17 protein-coding genes and 1 pseudogene are annotated in these 16,506 nt (G+C 47.2%); 9 read left to right on the forward strand and 9 right to left on the reverse strand.

From position 1 onward, the window contains the following. Positions 1 to 86: 86 nt before the first annotated feature. From AC53GJ_RS04055 to AC53GJ_RS04065, 3 genes are all read right to left on the reverse strand, one after another. A complete protein-coding gene (locus tag AC53GJ_RS04055) occupies positions 87 to 971 on the reverse strand; it encodes a hypothetical protein (RefSeq protein WP_496731263.1) in 885 nt (294 codons plus the stop codon). Between the two features lie 167 nt (positions 972 to 1,138). Continuing rightward, positions 1,139 to 1,783 carry an HvfX family Cu-binding RiPP maturation protein gene (locus AC53GJ_RS04060; RefSeq protein ID WP_496731264.1) on the reverse strand — a complete coding sequence of 215 codons (645 nt, stop codon included), beginning with the start codon at positions 1,781 to 1,783 and terminating at the stop codon, positions 1,139 to 1,141. A 226-nt stretch (positions 1,784 to 2,009) separates the two neighbouring features. Next, positions 2,010 to 2,336: an HvfA family oxazolone/thioamide-modified RiPP metallophore gene (locus AC53GJ_RS04065; protein ID WP_496731265.1), complete on the reverse strand. Its 327-nt coding sequence runs from the start codon at positions 2,334 to 2,336 to the stop codon at positions 2,010 to 2,012. Between the two features lie 219 nt (positions 2,337 to 2,555). On the opposite strand from AC53GJ_RS04065, the gene AC53GJ_RS04070 reads away from it, so the two are divergent. The 3 genes from AC53GJ_RS04070 (at position 2,556) to AC53GJ_RS04080 (ending at position 5,942) form a co-directional block, all read left to right on the forward strand. Then, positions 2,556 to 4,151, forward strand: a complete 1,596-nt coding sequence (locus AC53GJ_RS04070) for a methyl-accepting chemotaxis protein (RefSeq protein WP_496731266.1) — start codon at positions 2,556 to 2,558, stop codon at positions 4,149 to 4,151. A 160-nt stretch (positions 4,152 to 4,311) separates the two neighbouring features. Continuing rightward, complete coding sequence (locus tag AC53GJ_RS04075; protein ID WP_496731267.1) at positions 4,312 to 5,190, forward strand: HvfB family MNIO-type RiPP peptide maturase; 879 nt, start codon at positions 4,312 to 4,314, stop codon at positions 5,188 to 5,190. Continuing rightward, positions 5,187 to 5,942 carry an HvfC family RiPP maturation protein gene (locus tag AC53GJ_RS04080; protein WP_496731268.1) on the forward strand — a complete coding sequence of 252 codons (756 nt, stop codon included), beginning with the start codon at positions 5,187 to 5,189 and terminating at the stop codon, positions 5,940 to 5,942. The genes AC53GJ_RS04075 and AC53GJ_RS04080 overlap by 4 nt, the downstream gene beginning before the upstream one ends. A 142-nt stretch (positions 5,943 to 6,084) precedes the next feature. On the opposite strand, the gene AC53GJ_RS04085 is transcribed toward AC53GJ_RS04080, so the two are convergent. The 5 genes and pseudogenes from AC53GJ_RS04085 to AC53GJ_RS04105 all read right to left on the reverse strand — a co-directional run. Further along, positions 6,085 to 6,444: a BON domain-containing protein gene (locus AC53GJ_RS04085; protein ID WP_496731269.1), complete on the reverse strand. Its 360-nt coding sequence runs from the start codon at positions 6,442 to 6,444 to the stop codon at positions 6,085 to 6,087. 909 nt (positions 6,445 to 7,353) lie between these two features. Next, a complete protein-coding gene (locus AC53GJ_RS04090; RefSeq protein WP_496731270.1) occupies positions 7,354 to 7,701 on the reverse strand; it encodes a DUF3024 domain-containing protein in 348 nt (115 codons plus the stop codon). A gap of 36 nt (positions 7,702 to 7,737) precedes the next feature. Then, positions 7,738 to 8,043 carry a type II toxin-antitoxin system RelE/ParE family toxin gene (locus AC53GJ_RS04095; RefSeq protein WP_496731271.1) on the reverse strand — a complete coding sequence of 102 codons (306 nt, stop codon included), beginning with the start codon at positions 8,041 to 8,043 and terminating at the stop codon, positions 7,738 to 7,740. Continuing rightward, positions 8,036 to 8,290, reverse strand: coding sequence for a type II toxin-antitoxin system ParD family antitoxin (locus tag AC53GJ_RS04100; RefSeq protein WP_496731272.1), 255 nt, complete (start codon positions 8,288 to 8,290; stop codon positions 8,036 to 8,038). The genes AC53GJ_RS04095 and AC53GJ_RS04100 overlap by 8 nt, the downstream gene beginning before the upstream one ends. A gap of 84 nt (positions 8,291 to 8,374) precedes the next feature. Further along, positions 8,375 to 8,476 (reverse strand): annotated as a pseudogene (locus tag AC53GJ_RS04105) (flagellin); the annotation flags it as partial. Positions 8,477 to 8,629: 153 nt separating this feature from the next. On the opposite strand from AC53GJ_RS04105, the gene AC53GJ_RS04110 reads away from it, so the two are divergent. The 4 genes from AC53GJ_RS04110 to AC53GJ_RS04125 all read left to right on the forward strand — a co-directional run bounded on the left by AC53GJ_RS04110 (position 8,630) and on the right by AC53GJ_RS04125 (position 11,143). Then, on the forward strand, positions 8,630 to 9,187 hold the full coding sequence (locus AC53GJ_RS04110; protein WP_496732759.1) for an ATP-binding protein: 558 nt from the start codon (positions 8,630 to 8,632) through the stop codon (positions 9,185 to 9,187). Between the two features lie 31 nt (positions 9,188 to 9,218). Continuing rightward, positions 9,219 to 9,677 (forward strand): DUF6641 family protein, encoded by a 459-nt coding sequence (locus AC53GJ_RS04115; RefSeq protein ID WP_496731273.1) that lies wholly within the window; start codon positions 9,219 to 9,221, stop codon positions 9,675 to 9,677. A gap of 62 nt (positions 9,678 to 9,739) precedes the next feature. Continuing rightward, positions 9,740 to 10,144 (forward strand): DUF2787 family protein, encoded by a 405-nt coding sequence (locus AC53GJ_RS04120; protein ID WP_496731274.1) that lies wholly within the window; start codon positions 9,740 to 9,742, stop codon positions 10,142 to 10,144. 225 nt (positions 10,145 to 10,369) lie between these two features. Beyond that, positions 10,370 to 11,143 (forward strand): hypothetical protein, encoded by a 774-nt coding sequence (locus tag AC53GJ_RS04125; RefSeq protein ID WP_496731275.1) that lies wholly within the window; start codon positions 10,370 to 10,372, stop codon positions 11,141 to 11,143. A gap of 121 nt (positions 11,144 to 11,264) precedes the next feature. Here AC53GJ_RS04125 and AC53GJ_RS04130 read toward each other — a convergent pair whose 3' ends face one another. Continuing rightward, the gene (locus AC53GJ_RS04130) at positions 11,265 to 13,124 is read right to left on the reverse strand and encodes an ATP-binding protein (RefSeq protein ID WP_496731276.1); all 1,860 of its coding nucleotides are present in this window, start codon (positions 13,122 to 13,124) and stop codon (positions 11,265 to 11,267) included. A 446-nt stretch (positions 13,125 to 13,570) separates the two neighbouring features. Here AC53GJ_RS04130 and AC53GJ_RS04135 point away from each other — a divergent pair, with 446 nt between their 5' ends. Together AC53GJ_RS04135 and AC53GJ_RS04140 are read left to right on the forward strand one after the other, a co-directional pair. After that, entirely contained in the window at positions 13,571 to 14,848 is a 1,278-nt protein-coding gene (locus AC53GJ_RS04135) for a tyrosine-type recombinase/integrase (RefSeq protein ID WP_496731277.1), read from the forward strand. Positions 14,849 to 15,601: 753 nt separating this feature from the next. Next, positions 15,602 to 15,871, forward strand: a complete 270-nt coding sequence (locus AC53GJ_RS04140; RefSeq protein WP_496731278.1) for a hypothetical protein — start codon at positions 15,602 to 15,604, stop codon at positions 15,869 to 15,871. Positions 15,872 to 16,506: the final 635 nt, after the last annotated feature.

A 16,506-nucleotide genomic window follows, 5' to 3' on the forward strand; every position in this document is an offset into this window, starting at 1 on the left:
TCTGGCTGGCAGGCTGAGCAGAACAAAGCAGGGGGCGGCGCTATCGCCTGCTTGATAGCGCTGTTGTGATGAGAGCGTGTTGACCGCTACTGTGGCGACAATAATTGCTCGGTAAAGTGCTGAGCCTGGCTGATTTCAGCTTCCGTCATCCGGGTCAGCAGTCTGTCCCGCTGCCATTGCAACTGGCTGTAGATCTGGTTATTTCTGCTGGTTTGAAGCATAAAATCGAGATAAGCCAATGCTTTATCATAACTTTGCCCACCTGTGGCCGGATCATAATGCTGATAACCACTGATCAGCATGAGCGCCGCCTGCTCACCTCCAGCCTGCGCAACTGCTGCCGCCAACTGATACTGCTGTTGTTTAAATTGTTGTTTACGCTTGATTTTTTCATCACGTGGCAAATCAGCCAGTTGCAATTGCTGCACTAATTCTGGCTCAGCCAGAGTCCAGAGTTGTTGCACCGCAGCATCAGAGCCAAGCGCTGCGGCTTGCAGCAACAAATTCAGATAGTTGTGCTGCTGTGCTGGTTGCGGACTGGTATTGGGCGCATTGCTGTGGTTGGTTGTGGCCAGGAAGTGTTGTTGACACTGTGCAAAGCGCTGCTGCATGCCGAAGATTTGCTCCGGCGTCTGGTGCCCTTGGGTCGCTTGTTGCAACCAGGCCTCCAGCGCCGGTTCATCCAGCGGCACATTCCAGCATTGGCGTAATGTGACCGCCTGTTGTAACAAAGCTGCGGCTTTGGTTGCGGTGTCAGCTTTGCTGGCTGTTGGCAAGGCAGCAATAGCGGCAACAGCAGAGGGTTGCACTGCTGTCGGGGCGCTTTGACTCGTTACTGTGGCCGATATTGGCTCAATCAAGGGCATCGGCGACGTTAAATCTGGCGACGTGAATTCCGGGGCGGCATCAGAGGATTGCCACCACAGATAACCGAGCAGCAAGACTGTCAGCAAGATGATGTTTTTGCGCATGGGGCAGTCTGGCAGAACCCTGGTCAGCAATAGGCGGCTGAGCATAACAAAAGCGACTTATCAACGGAAGTTAATGATGCTGTTGGTTTTTAAGCAACAAGCACCAGTCGGATCAGAACAACCGGATGAGCATCTGCAACTGGCTGGCCAGCGCTGACTGAGGGATGTTACCAGCTGTTACTGCGGTTGACTGGCTCGTTTAAGCGGCGTTTTATCCAGTCATCAACACTGACATAACGACCGCCGCCGATAAAAAATAGCGCCAGCAACAGCAGAAAATAAGTGGCGGCAAATTCGATGCCGTTGTTGAGGATCACCAGCTTGCCGCTGCTGGTTAACCATTCATAATTGCCATGCTGCTGCAGGATAGCATTGGCTGCTGCCAGTTTTTCCGGTGCAGCCTGCACGCTGGCATTGCTGAAAATTGTGCCGTCGGCCAGCCAACTGGAGGCATCTGCAATTGCCAGCCAGCCATAAGGCCAGTGCACTGTTGTGATCGCGACCAGCATCGTAATCATTAAAGGAAGAGTGACCAGCCGGGTCATAGCGCCAGCCAGTAACAGGATAGCGCCGAGCAATTCAGCGAGGATCGCCAAAGTGGTGAATACTGCCGGGAAGGGCAGGCCAAGTCCCCATTCAGTGTTGCCAAACCATTCGACGGTATCGGAAAAATGCTGATATTTGTTCCAGCCGGCCTGCATCATTACCGGGGCCAGATATAACCTCAGCAGCAACGCCGGTACTCCATCAAAGCGCAGGATCGTCTCGCGCCATTGTTGATAACGCTGGTAGCTGCTGTGGATGATATTCATGCGGATAACCTCTGCTATGCCTGGCGTGATGGCAGACCGAACCAACTAAGATGTTACTTTTAGTGCTGGCTGGCGCTGACGCTAACTGCAATGCAGGCATCCAGGCTTAGGGCGCTGCAGCGACTCACAATGAACACAGGGCAGTCCAGCCAAGCCCGCGTAAAACCAAGCCCGCTTAAAGCCAACCGGGGCGCGGCAGCTCCGGTCAGCGATTAAGCCTGCCCGATTAAACTAAACCACCACACTTGGCTTCTTTGGCTTTGTCATCGGTGGTTTTTTTGTCGCCACCACACTTGCCCTCGCCACATTTGCCTTCTTTGGCTTTGTCTTCAGTGGCTTTTTTGTCAGCACCACACTTGCCCTCGCCACATTTCGCTTCTTTGGCCTTATCGGCGTTGTCGGTTTTTTGTTTATCAGCACCGCAGGCGGCTTCCATCGCGGCCACTTCATAACCCGCGGTCATTGGCACCGCAGCAAATGCAGTGCCGCTTGCCACTGTGACCGTTGCCAATGAAGCCAGTACTAACGCATTCAGAGCCGATTTATGTTTCATCGTTGTGTTCATCATCATTTTCCTTTCACTGTGGGTTAAGTATCGTCACTGCAAAATGGCAGCGTCATGCAACAAGACCTTAGCAAGTGTGATCTGATTTCAGAGAATTGGTATCAATCAGCACATTTTTTATTTTATTGCCAGCGCGAAAGGTTGCGCTGCAATAGGCGGTCTATAGTGAGTTAAGCAGCCAACCCACCCTGATAAGGATATCTGTCCATGCGTTCAGACTCGATCAATAGCCGGATCCTGACCGGTTATATCGCAATTTTAGTCGCCACCCTGATTGCAGCTTTGTTCCTGCACCACAGCAATCAAACAGTGACCCAGGAAGTGAATGGCTTTGTCGATGATTCCCTGCCGGCATTACAGGCTGTCAACACCACTCAAAGTACCGCCAGACAATACGTGCTGAGCGGGTACGAGTTATACGGCACCACCATCACGGCCGCGGAATTTTCCATTAAACAACAGGAGCTTAGTGCGCTGCTGGCAGGGCAGTTTGGCAAGCTGACCGGATATGACCATCAGGCGGTTGCCGCACAGTTTCAGCAACTGGATCAAGCTTTAAGCCAACTAAGCCAGTTGATGCAGGCAGATCCGGTCGATTGGGATGCTGCCCGGGAGCAACTGACACAAATCAATCAGCGCGCCACTGAGTTTAATCAGGCCACAGAAGCGCTGGCACAGCGGATCACCGCCAAGGCTAAGACCAATACCTCGACCATTAACGGTGCGCTGACAGCCAACTCCTACACTGTATTTGGTTTGTTGCTACTGATTTTTGCTGTTACAGCGGCCTTTTTCCTGTTGGCACAGCAGCAAATTGCCCGGCCTATCGTCAGGCTGTCTGACGATCTGGCCGATATTGCCAAGTCGAGGGATCTGACCAAAGTGCTGGCTCCGGCGCCTGTGGTCGAAGTCAACCAGGTGGCAGGCAGTGTCAATCATCTGCTCAGTGTGTTTAAAGACGGTATTTTTGAAATGCATCAGGCAATGAATGGCATCGATCACGCCGTCGGTGCGCTGGCGGGCAGTTCCGGCCAGTCCTCCAGTGCCATTAGCGTGTTACAGCAAAAGCTGTTGTTGCTGGTGCAAAGTATGACCGAGCTGGAACAGCAGATGGAGGATAGTGTCAGTCGCTCCAGTCATGCCGCCGATTCTGCCAAGGCAGGGGCAGAGTCGATGTCCCAAAGTAAAAAAGCTGTGGTTGAAACTTCTGGCAGTATCAGTCAGTTGTCAGCAGATATCGAAACAACGGCACAGATGTTATCTACCTTACAAGCGACCGGGGATCAGGTGGCTGGGGTGGTCAATAGCATCGCCGAAATTGCTTCCCAAACCAACTTGCTGGCGTTAAACGCTGCCATTGAAGCGGCCAGAGCCGGTGATTCAGGCCGTGGTTTTGCCGTGGTGGCAGATGAGGTGCGGACGCTGGCGGTTCGTACCCAGCAATCCACTGCCGAAATTAATAGCATGCTGGCGAATATCGTCAGTTCCATCCGCGCTGCCGTGGCCAATATGCAATCAAATCGTGCCACAGCGCAGCGTTCCGTTGAATTGGCTGCGATGCTGGTGCAAACTCTGGAAGGCGGACGGCAAGTGATCCTGGAGCTAGCGACTGTCAGCCAGCAGGCCGCTGCGTTGGCAGAGCAGTCGCAGCATAAATCACATGAATTACGCAACGAAATTCTGGCCTTTGAGCAATTGGGTAGCAGCGTGTCCGCTGCCAATCTGGCAGTGGCTGATACCAGCCAGTCGTTGACCGGACTCTCAGCCCAGCTGCGACAAACCGCCGGCTTGTTCCGGCATTAACCCTGAGGGGCTGGCGGGCCATGGCCGCATCGTTGCTGTCGGGCATAGACCGCATCTTTGAAAGTTATCTTGCTGTGGCACGGTCCTCTTGCACAGCAGGTGGTAACACCACGCAACAGAGCCGGCAGCCAGTTTTTCAATTCAGAGGTCGATGGTACAGATGATGTTAGCAACAACTAGTCAGCCCAACGCAGAGTTAGCCGCCATTCCGCTGGTGGGGCTGGGTTTACGTCGTGAACACTTGCAAGACTTACTGACCAGCAGTTGTCCAGAGCTAGGTTTTCTGGAACTGGCACCAGAGAACTGGTTACCCTTTGGCGGACTGTTACAGAAAAAACTGGCGGCAATTGCCGAGCGCTATCCATTGGTATGTCACGGCCTGTCGCTGAATATCGGTGGACCTGATCCACTCAGTACCCGTTTTTTGACGGATCTGACACAATTTTTCCGCCAGTTGCCGCTGCTTTGTTACAGCGAACATCTGAGCTACACCGCCGCCGGCGGGCAGTTGTATGACTTGTTACCAATGCCGTTTCGGCGCGATGCGGTGCAGCATCTGGTGTCACGCATCCATCAGGTGCAGGATCTGTTACAGCGGCCGCTGGTGCTGGAAAATATTTCGTATTACACCCCGGTGGCGGCTGAGATGTCGGAGCTGGAGTTTTTACTTGAAGTGCTGGAGCAAGCCGATTGTCAGTTGCTGCTGGATGTCAACAATGTGTATGTGAATTCGGTCAATCATGGTTATGATCCCTATGCTTTTATTCGCGCCTTGCCATCCAGCCGGATCCGTTATGGCCATATTGCTGGTCATTATGAACAACATCCGCAGTTGCTGATTGATACCCATGGTGCCGATGTTTGTCAGCCGGTCTGGCAATTGCTGGCTTATGCTTACCAGTGCCATGGCGTGTTTCCAACCTTGCTGGAGCGTGATTTTAATTTGCCTGCGCTGACCGAACTCAGGGTTGAACTGAAACAAATCCAGCACATTCAGCAACAATATGCCGTCAGCTCACTGCAACAGGTGGCCGGATGACGTCGTTATTTGCCATTCAACAGCAATTTGCCGCCGCGGTGCGCAATACTGCAGCTGAAGCCCCGGCCGGTATTGCCGCCGAGCGGCTGGCGGTATATCGCGAGTTGGTGATAAATAATGTTGCCAATTTTGTCCGCAGCACCTTTCCGGTATTAAGACAGCTGTGCCCGCCAGAGGTGTTTGAGCAGAAAATCAGCCAGTTTTTTCAGCAAAGTCAGCTAGATAGCCCGTATTTTATCGAGATCCCGGCAGCCTTTTTGCAATGGTTGCCAGATCACTGCGACGACTTGCCACCTTTTGCCCTGGAACTCGCCCATTACGAATGGCTGGAACTGGATTTATTCCGCCGCGAAACGCCGCATGTATCGGCCACCAGCGCAGCGCTGCAACCCGAGCTGTTGACTGAGCAGTTGCAGGCAGGTCACCGCATCCAGCTATCGCCGCTGTTAGCAGTAGCTGCTTATCAGTTTCCGGTGCATCAGTTATCCGTCAGTTACCAACCGGCGACAGCGCCAGCCCAGCCGACGTTTTTAGCCATCTATCGTGGCCAGGATGATCAGGTGCATTTTATGCAACTGGACGCCCTCAGCTGCGCCACCATGCAGTTACTGCAAGACAGCGGGCAAAGTCTGCCTGAATTAGTGACCACTTTGGCGGCATTGGTGCCAGCCATGAGCGGCAATCACATCCAGGCCGGGGTGGTGAAATTACTGCAGCAACTGAATCAGGCTGCGCTATTGAGGTTGGGGTAAATAACGCCAGGATTGTTAACCGAAAAAGCAGCCAAACTCATTCGGCGTAATTAGTTGCGGGGCTAATCTGACGAGCGGCTGCTGCCGGTGTATCGCCAGATCATCCCACTGAGTAAGCACTAAGTGCAGCTGTTGGAACTTATTAGTTTAACTTCAGTTCGTTCCGTACACTGGCAACACCGTTCACATTGCGGGCTATGGTGGCTACCTGCTCGATTTGCGACTGAGTGTCCACCATTCCGGTTAAATGAACATCGCCTTTGGTGGTGACAACTTCGATTTCAAAGCTACTCAGCGAGTTTTCCAGCGCAATCGCTGATTTTACCCGATTCGTCACATCCAGATCTTTTGCCTCTGTCCCTCCGACCTGGCGGGTTTCTTCAGCAGCTGTGTTAGCTTTGATCTGAGCTGTGGCAACATTTGTGGTGAAAAGCAGCACAGTCAGTAACGGCAATAGGCTATGGTTTAACATCTGACGTGCGGTTGGCGTTTGAATATTCATAAACAATTCCTTGGTGTTGGTGGCTTTGCAGTATTGAGCATAGAGAATTGAGGCCAGATGTCCGTGCGCCAGCGAACTCAGCCGCATATTCGTTATGGATAACAAACCAGGTGGTGGAGCTGCCGCGTTGGCATCATCTCTTTAGTGTCAAACGCCAGGACTGAAGCAACACCGGCATAGCTCTCATTTACAGCCAAGATCCAGACGATAGTGCCAGGCAGGACGTTCACTTAGGCCAACAAAATGCTGTCATTTGAATAGCCTGCTCTCTGTTTTGCGTGCAAGAAATGGCATGCAAAACAGCTGTATAGCGGATGTAGGGATTTATTGAGGGCCCGCTCTGGCAGGGGAGAAGTCATGTTAAAAATAGAAAATTTGTACGAAATCTGTTGATCAGATAGCAGAAAGTATTGGAGGCTAGGGCTGGGCTCTCCGTAGCAAGGTAACCTTGCGTATTGCGGTTTGTCCGGCCTTGAATTCTAACCAACCCAATGAGGATATTTAAATGGCTAAGGGCAATTCACCAGCAAATGGACCAAGTAAAACAGGCAACCCATCAGGTCCGGGTCGTGGCAATAACCCACCTAAAAGTAAATAGTTGAAAACTCGGCCAGAAAGTGTGCTGGCCATTCCTTCGCGGTACTGGTGCATGAGTTCGGATGATGACGATACAAAAGACTGGCTGGCGCTGAAAATTTTGCATCCTTAGTAATGGTTCTGATCCCCCCGTGACGCGACTTAAAAGCACTTTAATCACGATTAAAGTGCTTTTATCTCAGACTTCATGCCTGTTTACCTACATTTTCAGCTGTTTTTCGATTCACCTGCAGACATCTCAATGTTCCTGAAATTAATATGCACGTTATTCCTGTTTTAGAGCCTAAACTGCGAATATCAGAGCGAACTGTATTAGCCGAAGAAACAAGCGAATTGATCTTCTGCAACAAGTTGCAGCGCTTCTTCAATGCTCCGCGTTGAGGGAGCAGCCTCATAGCTAAACCATTTCAGGTTGGCACGCATCCAGAAAATGTTCCAGACGTTTTGTGTACGGACATACGTCAGCTTGGCAAAGGGATGTTGGTGAATCACTGTGCTGTCCTGCCTGTCCGGCCGCACCTCATACAGCACTAAACTTTGCCGCTCTATCCTGGCCGATAAATCAAATTGATGCCGGCTGTCGGGCCGGGGCCGACATTGCTTCATAAAGGCATCAATCGCCTTTTCGATACGGAATTGCTCAAACTCGCTAAATGCCATGGATTATCTCAGACTATTTCAATAGATAGGGATACGTCAGGACTCGTTGCTGAACTGACTCAGCAGATCCATACGCTGATGCAATACACGCGCTATTTCAATGACACCTTTTGCGGCCGCACGATAGAAAATGACATGCTTGCCGGATGGAAAACTACGCGCACCGGCATAAACCTCACTTCGCTCTCGGCCTAACTCTGGGTTCTTCGCAAGCGCCAGCATCGTTTTGTCCAGGCTTTCCAAGTAAGCTCTGGCCTGAGCACCTCCCCAGTTAGTTATTGCCGTTGCGGAAATTTCTCGCAGGTCTGTTTCGGCCAGCCGTGAAAGCCGGTAACTAGCCATGCATGCTCCGGTTTACTTCATCAAATATATCCAATGTACTCTTTGACGAATGCTCACCAGCAGACAATTGCTCAAAACCTTTGGCAACTTCTTGCCGCAGAACATCCAGCTGTTGCTGCTTTTGCATGTCTTTTTCAAACAGCAGCCGCAGGCCATCGCGGATCACTTCGCTGGCGGAGGTATACATACCCGATGCAACCTTTTCCTGAATACGTTTTTCAAACTCAGTGCCTAATGTGATGTTCATTTGAACCTCCATAAAATAACGTCTTATGTGCATGTTATGCTCATATCATGCACTATGCAATTTGAAATACAGCAAGGCTTCAGATCAGCCACTGAGTAAACTTAGAGCCACCGATGGTCGCTGGTTGGCCTGAGCCAATACCGTTGAGCTGGCTTGGTTGAGGGTTTGCCGCTTGGTCAGCTCTGCAACCTACGTCGTTTGTTAAATCTTGCAGCGCTGAACATCAAACAAGGCAATGAGCAGTTAGCGCAAATCCGCCATGCTGTGAAAAAAGGTCATTCGGTACGGGTATTACTCTGCGGTCCGCCTGGCACGGGTAAAACAGCGCTGGCCTATCACATGGCTGAGCAGTTTGATTACCCCATCAAACGGGTGAAGTGTTCAGATGTGCTCAGTAAATACGTGGGCGACAGTGAAAAGAATGTGGCCGAGCTTTTTCAGCAAGCCCATCAGGATAAGCAAATCCTACTCCTTGATGAAGTGGATAGCCTCTTAACCAGTCGTGACCGTTTGCACAATCAGCATGAGCTGCAGCTTGTAAGTGAGCTGCTGACACAGCTTGAATGCTTCACGCAGCCGCTCTTTGCAGCAACAAACTTCGACCAGTCGCTAGACAGAGCTGTGCTTCGCCGCTTTGACTTCAAGCTTGAGTGTGACTACTTGACTGCTGAGCAAGCGATGACGCTCTACAAGCGCGTTCTGAGTGTTAAAACGCTATCGAGTGACGAGCGCGACAGACTCACTACGCTCAAGTACTTAACCCCAGGCGATTTTGCGATTGTTGCAAGACGTCTGAACTTCGATACCAGTTCAAACCCTCGCCAATCGGCACTTCTGCTGCTGAAAGACGAAAACCAACGCAAGCAACCCTCGTCAGGCATCGGCTTTATCCGCTAAGCCCTGACACCCACATTACAAGGTGAATGTTATGACTACATTATTGAGTTCTCTCAAGGTGATCGACCGTCCAAAAATCGAGCCTAAGCCACCGATTTTAGGCAAACGCATGAAGCTCATCGAGCGGCTGGACGAACAGCTGGCCATGGTGCAGTGCATGTTAGCGGGTGAACCCTTCGAAGCCTTTAAAGAAAAGGTGGTGAAACACCCTGAAACAGGAGAGCGCCAGACGATCCGCAAGCGCAAAGCCGTCCGGCCTTGGTACTACGATGCCAACGAGCACTACTACTTTGAAATCAAGGTGGGCCTCAAATCAATGGAGCTGGAAAAAGGCAAAACTGCGATTGATGTTGGCCCGAAAGACAAACTACTGGATGTGATAGGAACCATCATCAAGGCCGTGGAGAAAGGCGAACTGGATTCGCACATTCTGGCGCTGTCGCCGCCCAAAGCGCCAAAGCTGCGCAACAGAACCAAGAAGACTGACTAAACCAACCCATATCACCAAGGCCTGCACTCACTGCGGGCCTTGTCCTTTTTAGGAGAATCACGATGAATATCAGCACGACCAGTCTGACGTTCCCAGTAAGCGATAAACTGACAGGCCTTATCAAAGAGGCATTGAAGGGAAAAGACCTTACAGGCAAAACCAGCGTCACCATCAACTTCAGGGACCCAGACTACAGCGCAGAAAAGGGTGGCTACCATCCGGTGGAGATCATGCTAAAGCGCAAAGGCGACGAATGGCACATTCTGTACATCACCGACTTTTGCTATGCAGGCATTGGACCCTATGCCGAGCTGGTCAAAGACTTGGATTTTGATTTTGGGGCAGGCGTGTTTCAGACCCAGTACGGGTATTACCGGATAGAAGAAGCATCAGACATCTATCCGGTGTGGGAGCGGAATTTTTGCACATACTTCAAAATCGACGTATTCGTAATTGAGATCCATTAAATCCTGTTTTGATAATTCTATTCGCCCCCTCTAATGCATATTCAATAAGCAGCAAAATAGCCCTATTGAAGTTTTTGTCTAAGCTGATATGCTTTAAGTAGGCTTTAGTGACGCCTGTTAGCCGCCCTTGGCGAAGGTCCCATCTGACCAACACTTATTCATCAAAGATCCTCTTGATTGCAAGAGTCGTTGGCGGCGCGTCTATTGCGTATCAGGAGCTTTAAAATGACGAACCAAGTCAATTGTTTTCCTTCTGGCCGTTCAGTGGACAGATGTAGAGCTGATGCCAAAAAACTTGTCAAAGACCAGAAACAACCAAAACTAACTCTTACACAAGCACTTGATGTGGTCGCCAAATTGAACGGTGGTTTTGCCACTTGGCCGCAAGCGATGAAAGAACTTAGTAAACAAAAAGCACAAGCCAGAAAGACCTCAATAATAAAGACACCTAGGATTGCTAGACAGCATCTACTGGGACATGCATTAAATACCCTCATTGAAAAAAAACTGATAGATATGCTTTGTACTGAACCAGTTAAAGCTGGCTATCTGGAACTTGAGTTGCTTGGATTTAAGTCAATCATTAATTGGCATGATATAGGTTATGGCGAAATTAGATTAAGTGTATGGTGGGACTTCGACAAAACGAAACACCCACAGCATTTGGATGGCGGATATAAAGATTATTTGATTCTGGACGATATCCACGAAGCCGAGCGGTATAAATACTTCGGAAAGAAAAAAACTATATTCCGAAATTCATCATTTGTTGAACGGTACACTACCGCTAGGCCATTAGCCAAAAAGACTCACTATAAGGATTTTGTTGGGGTTACTTGTAGTTGCTTTGTCGAAAGAACTAACGGACGGTATTTGCAATTGTCCGAGCAACATGACTGTCATGACTCGTATGTAAGAAGCACCAGTAAGCACGATTTACAGAGCATACCAGAGTGCATTCCAAATGGATTTTCCTTGTCCGGTCCATTTCATATGTAAATTGTACCTCCCATAAATACACGTGCCTGCAAGGAAGCAGGCAATATGGTGGTAGAGGAGTACTCTATTTTCATATCAGAAGTACGGTTCAAATATCTTAACATTGCAATTAACAAGCATTTTATGCATCCGAAGCGACAGCTTTCATGCTACTTCTCAAAATCTCGAGGAAAGTATGATTTCTACTTTGAGCATCAGAGATTATGGCATCAAATGACATCACTGTTGTCGGTGTCGGTACGATTGTTCCATCAGGCCGAGCTGAATCATACTCTTGATAAAACACATCACCTTTTGAATAAAGAGGAGTCCACTTCATCTGCCTGAGTCTGTTGGATAAATTTTTATTAATTTGAATGACCGCGTAATACCACATTCTTTGAATATTAGGGCAAAACTCAACTAACTTCTCAGCCCTTTGTAACAGCTGTGTAATTGCATAAAGATTATCCTTTTCAACATCAGTTTTCTTTTTGATCTCAACAATAACAACATCAACAGGTGCATTATCATTGGGATCAGCAGAGAAGATCATTGAAATATCTGGCCTTCCATCGTCTTCAGACTTATCGTCTTCGAGGGTTACAGCCTTTATTACCTCGCTCATTCTAGCTTCACTTAAGATGGTTCTAAATGTCATAAACTTATCATCTAATAGCCAAGCATTGTTCTGGTACAGGCATTTCACGGTGTCAGATTGGGAATGCTTCGTATGCTTAGGCACAATTAAATTGTGTATATCAGCTTCAGAGTTTTCAGCATGCATTTCCTTCATCTTACTGATTATTTTCTCACGATAGAGGACATACTCAGTTAGTGTTCGTGCTGAAAGTTCTAATGATTTTTCATAAGTCCGTTCGTCAAGGTGTTCCGCCTGAAGGATTTCTTTCTGACTTTTGAAAAATTTTGATTGTGCCGCATCTAAAGCTGCATCTTTATCCAAAAAGCCTATTACAGTATTATCGAAATAGCCAAGAAGATGAGGGAACTGCCTTTCAAACTGGTCATTTATTTGGCGGTTCACTGAAGAAATCTGAGGGATTTTATCAGCTAATATTTTAGCGATCTCTCTCTTAAACCTTTCATACAATTTTGATTTAGATAGGTCTTCGGAAAGATTAAAATTCTGCCGCGAACTATCTGCTTTCATGTTGAAAAGCTCAGATGAAAATATAAATATTACTGAGTAACCAGTAGGAATCTTCGATGAGGGGAATAAAGTTATTGGGATAGTCCTACCATCAACACAAACTGCAATCAAATGATAACATTTACCACCGGTATATTTTACGTTGAAACGCATGTCAATTGTTTGAAAAACCTCAAGTTCTTCACAATTAATAGAATGCGTCTCTAGTGATGGTAAGTCAGAAGCAGTTATCCTAACAGACTCAGAACCAAATCCTTTCTTATTATTTCCTTCAGTTACTCTTGATAAAATTTCGATACAAAAATCCCGACCAGAATCTATGAATTGGCTAAGAGTAGGTAAAAAATGCTCTATTATCCGCTCTTTCAATACTTGAGGGCGAACATCATCATAAGAGTTAATCTTTTTACCTAAGAAACTGGAGAAAACTAAAGTTGTTTCTTCATTCAATTGGGTAGTTGGATAAGATAAGGCTTCATCATTAAAGTCTTCCGTAAAAACAAATTTACGCTCAAAACCTTGCCAACGACTAACAACTTGTACTTGACCGAAATAATGCAAGTAAACAAGCCGACCAATCCCTTTATGAAATTCATCTCGAGGCTTCAGTAATGTTTTGAATCGTTCAAAATTGTCGTCGTTAAATCCGTCCCCATTATCTCTAATTGTTACCTTGAGGGTGTCCGGCTTATCAAAAGAGAACAAATCTAACTCAACACTTATCTTGGTTGCACCTGCATCAAGGCTATTAGCAATAGCTTCAAAATAAACCAAACTAAGTGAAGGGGAAGGGAAAAATAACTGTACCGCGCCAGACGTTTCAATTTCCATCCGAACAAATCCTTCTACATCGCTGATAGTTAACAGTACTGTTTAAGTCACTATAACAGAATCAGTTACAGTCTGAAGCCCCAAACAAATGTTTGAGAAACCAATCTTTGAATTAGTGTAATGAAAATTTTTCTCGAACGAGAAATAACCTTACGGCATAGAATTTATATAGCAGATAGAAGAGAATATTTTGGTGCCTAGGGTCGGACTCGAACCGACACGATTATTCATCGGCGGATTTTGAATAGAGCGCGTCTAAAATAGCAGTTTACTAAACAGTGGGTTACACTCACTATCAAGACACTTTGCAAATTCTTTGCATAACGCTATTCGGACTAAGCCATGCACAGCAATCAAATTTCCACCAACTTTATCCCTTTCCTACAACCCTTATCTGCCAGCACGTTTCCTGCTATTTCTAATTCATCGTGTTTTTGGGTGATGCCATGACAACTCAGCTAGAGCGCCATGACATCAAGCCGGGAATGTACATCTTTCTGCAGAACAATAGCAAGAACTGGTATGTCAGATTTTCGCTTTGGGGTAAGTGGTATTGCAAAGCCACCAAGGAAACGGACAAAGACCGAGCTATCGCCATGGCTCACCGGATTTTCATCGAACATGAGATTCGGGCAGAGACTAATACCCTAACCACCAGTAAACGCTTCAGAGACGTTGCAGAAAAGGCTGTTGCCACCATGAAGGCTGACCTTGCCCGTAAAGCAGGTAAGGCCATCTACGAGGATTACATAGGCGCTCTGCAAAACTACCATATCCCATTTTTTGATCGGACTTATATCACATCTATAGATAGTGAAAAGCTGCGTGATTTTGATCTTTGGCGTGAGAACAAGATGAAGCGTAGGCCAGCTCGTTCAACCCTTATGACTCATAACGCCGCCATGCAGATGGTATTTAAGGAAGCAGTCGAAAATAAATGGATGCTGCAGATGCAAATACCATCCCTCACGACTGAAGGGACTAATACTGTAAGACGAGCGGCCTTTACACCAGCGGAGTACGAAAGGATTCAAGAACACCTGTATCAACTGGAACAGAACAGCCGTAAAGAGGTTACAAAGCAGATCAGGGAGCTGACGCAAGACTACGCGGAATTTGTAATTCATACCGGAATGCGCCCTGGCACTGAGCTGGATAACCTGACATGGGGAGATTTGCATATTGAACGCCATGACGACAAGGCCACATTCTTTATCACTGTACGTAAAGGCAAGACCACACTGCATACTGGCACTCGTGAGGTAGTTTGCAAGCGGGCTTTGCAAAATACCATTTGGCGACTAACTGAGCGCTTTCCTAACCGTCAGGCCAAAGACCTGTTATTCCGCTTACCAGACGGTTCCACCACTAACGAAATTAGTCGTACATTTAATACTGCCTTGAAAGAAATGGAACTGGACCAATCGCCGCACGGCAAAAGAACACTTTACTCCCTGCGTCACTCATTCATCACATGGGAACTTATAGCCCAAAAAGTGACTATTGATGTGCTGGCCCGTCAGTGTGGCACCAGTATAGAAATGATTGAACGTCACTACAGCCATGTCATACCGCGAATGTTCAGCCAGCAGTTGTCTGGTGTAGATTTACCTGCAAAGCAAGACATCGAGAAAAAGTGGGAGCAAAAGGATTCGTTAGCTAAGCTGTGGAAGGAACGGTACATGAAGTGGGAAAACCGATACAAAAGGCAAGGATGCATTTAAATTTAAAAATTAATTTCCGGTGCTTGCATTTAGTTTATCCCTTTTGTTACAACGTACAAAATGCGAGCAAGCACTGACATTGCATACAGCCTGTAAAAAAACACATAACTGGTGTTCGCATTACGCAAAAACCAAGCCTATCCTCATATCTGGATCGATTTCTGGCACAAACTGGAGATGAGATTCAGATGCAGTAGCTGACCAATTTGCGGTTGGTCAGCCACCAAAGCATCACCCATACGGCTGCTGCTTTCCTTTTACCGGATCTGGATTTTAGCAGCCATACCTAAACTTGCAATGCAGAGGGTCATTAGATGGCTAAGACACAAAGCGGAAAGAAGAAGGTTCACGTTCCATCCCATACCAAAAAAGATGGTACGAAGGTTCGTGAGCACTATCGTTCAACTCCAAATTAGATTCTAAGAATCACTAAATCCAGAGGTTATTATGGCTAGATACATTCTCAACAAAAATGCTCAGACAACAGGCGAGCATGAAGTACATAACACCAATACGTGCAATTGGTTACCAGATCTACCAAACAGAATTGACTTGGGTGAGCACTCAACTTGTCAGTCCGCCGTTTTAGAAGCCAAGAGGCGTTACCCTAGTAGCAAAATTGACGGCTGCTATCACTGTAGTCCAACCTGCCATACGCGATAGGAATTGTTTACAGGGATGTTTTAGCCCAGCCCAACAACTGCATCACAGAGACAAATTAATTGTTCCTTTTAGCATGGGGATTTCTGGTTTATGGAAACAAGAAGTAAAGAGTTTTACGAAGGATTTCATTCGAAAGCCTATTTGAATCCCTACCCACCAGCCAGTAACGAGTATGACGAATTTGAACGAGGTTGGACTCAGCGCCTAAAACGAGGGCTACCAATCCATGAAACAAAGTTTGAAGGTGAAGCTGAAGATAATCTGACACTTTTCAAGAACAAAAACCGAATGGCAAAAGCTGAACCCTCAAAGAAAAAATCATTTAGTGAACTTCTAAACTATTATGGCTTGAAGAGGTAGTTGCAAATCCGTGCATTTTGTCGAGTTGAGAAGTTAAGGTTCTTATGAGTTCCATCAGACAAGTATTCAGATGATTTTACGGAATGTAAGTAATAGGAATCACCATTTACTTACCCGGCAGCTATCTTGAATGGAGTTACCTGACAAAAAGAGCATAGAGAAAAATCTGAGAGTAATTGCGAACATCGAGGGTCTATATGGTGTAAAGCACCGAGCTCAAAAGTTAAAAAAAATCAAAACAGAATTTTTAGCAACTTACTGAAAAAACAACCGCTCCTCAACCAGACATAAACCTTTTACCCGCAAAGCATCGCCTAACCAGTTAACTATTTGCAGTACAATCACATACTGCACTTGACAGTCAGTAGAACCCGAGGTAAATTGATTGACACAGTGCAGTAGTGCAACGTACTGCACTGTGTTAGCAGCTGAGAGTAATGCTAGTAACAGAACTCTGAGCAAAAAATCACAACATCTAGCTTTGGAGCATTAGATATATGACTATTAGAGAATACAACAAACCTACCAGTAGTAGCAACCCTAACTGGCTACTGCGCTTCTTACTATTACTAGTACTGAGTAACAGTCTTGAACTTAACGTCAGCTACAGCATAAGTAGTAGTTTAGCTACTACT

The organism is Rheinheimera sp. B2H12, from assembly GCF_059620065.1.

Excerpts from the sequence above, each read along its gene's own strand:
- AC53GJ_RS04055 (WP_496731263.1), bottom strand. The coding sequence starts at position 971 with ATGCGCAAAAACATCATCTTGCTGACAGTCTTGCTGCTCGGTTATCTG.
- AC53GJ_RS04060 (WP_496731264.1), bottom strand. The coding sequence starts at position 1,783 with ATGAATATCATCCACAGCAGCTACCAGCGTTATCAACAATGGCGCGAG.
- AC53GJ_RS04065 (WP_496731265.1), bottom strand. The coding sequence starts at position 2,336 with ATGAAACATAAATCGGCTCTGAATGCGTTAGTACTGGCTTCATTGGCA.
- AC53GJ_RS04070 (WP_496731266.1), top strand. The coding sequence starts at position 2,556 with ATGCGTTCAGACTCGATCAATAGCCGGATCCTGACCGGTTATATCGCA.
- AC53GJ_RS04075 (WP_496731267.1), top strand. The coding sequence starts at position 4,312 with ATGATGTTAGCAACAACTAGTCAGCCCAACGCAGAGTTAGCCGCCATT.
- AC53GJ_RS04080 (WP_496731268.1), top strand. The coding sequence starts at position 5,187 with ATGACGTCGTTATTTGCCATTCAACAGCAATTTGCCGCCGCGGTGCGC.
- AC53GJ_RS04085 (WP_496731269.1), bottom strand. The coding sequence starts at position 6,444 with ATGAATATTCAAACGCCAACCGCACGTCAGATGTTAAACCATAGCCTA.
- AC53GJ_RS04090 (WP_496731270.1), bottom strand. The coding sequence starts at position 7,701 with ATGGCATTTAGCGAGTTTGAGCAATTCCGTATCGAAAAGGCGATTGAT.
- AC53GJ_RS04095 (WP_496731271.1), bottom strand. The coding sequence starts at position 8,043 with ATGGCTAGTTACCGGCTTTCACGGCTGGCCGAAACAGACCTGCGAGAA.
- AC53GJ_RS04100 (WP_496731272.1), bottom strand. The coding sequence starts at position 8,290 with ATGAACATCACATTAGGCACTGAGTTTGAAAAACGTATTCAGGAAAAG.
- AC53GJ_RS04110 (WP_496732759.1), top strand. The coding sequence starts at position 8,630 with ATGGCTGAGCAGTTTGATTACCCCATCAAACGGGTGAAGTGTTCAGAT.
- AC53GJ_RS04115 (WP_496731273.1), top strand. The coding sequence starts at position 9,219 with ATGACTACATTATTGAGTTCTCTCAAGGTGATCGACCGTCCAAAAATC.
- AC53GJ_RS04120 (WP_496731274.1), top strand. The coding sequence starts at position 9,740 with ATGAATATCAGCACGACCAGTCTGACGTTCCCAGTAAGCGATAAACTG.
- AC53GJ_RS04125 (WP_496731275.1), top strand. The coding sequence starts at position 10,370 with ATGACGAACCAAGTCAATTGTTTTCCTTCTGGCCGTTCAGTGGACAGA.
- AC53GJ_RS04130 (WP_496731276.1), bottom strand. The coding sequence starts at position 13,124 with ATGGAAATTGAAACGTCTGGCGCGGTACAGTTATTTTTCCCTTCCCCT.
- AC53GJ_RS04135 (WP_496731277.1), top strand. The coding sequence starts at position 13,571 with ATGACAACTCAGCTAGAGCGCCATGACATCAAGCCGGGAATGTACATC.
- AC53GJ_RS04140 (WP_496731278.1), top strand. The coding sequence starts at position 15,602 with ATGGAAACAAGAAGTAAAGAGTTTTACGAAGGATTTCATTCGAAAGCC.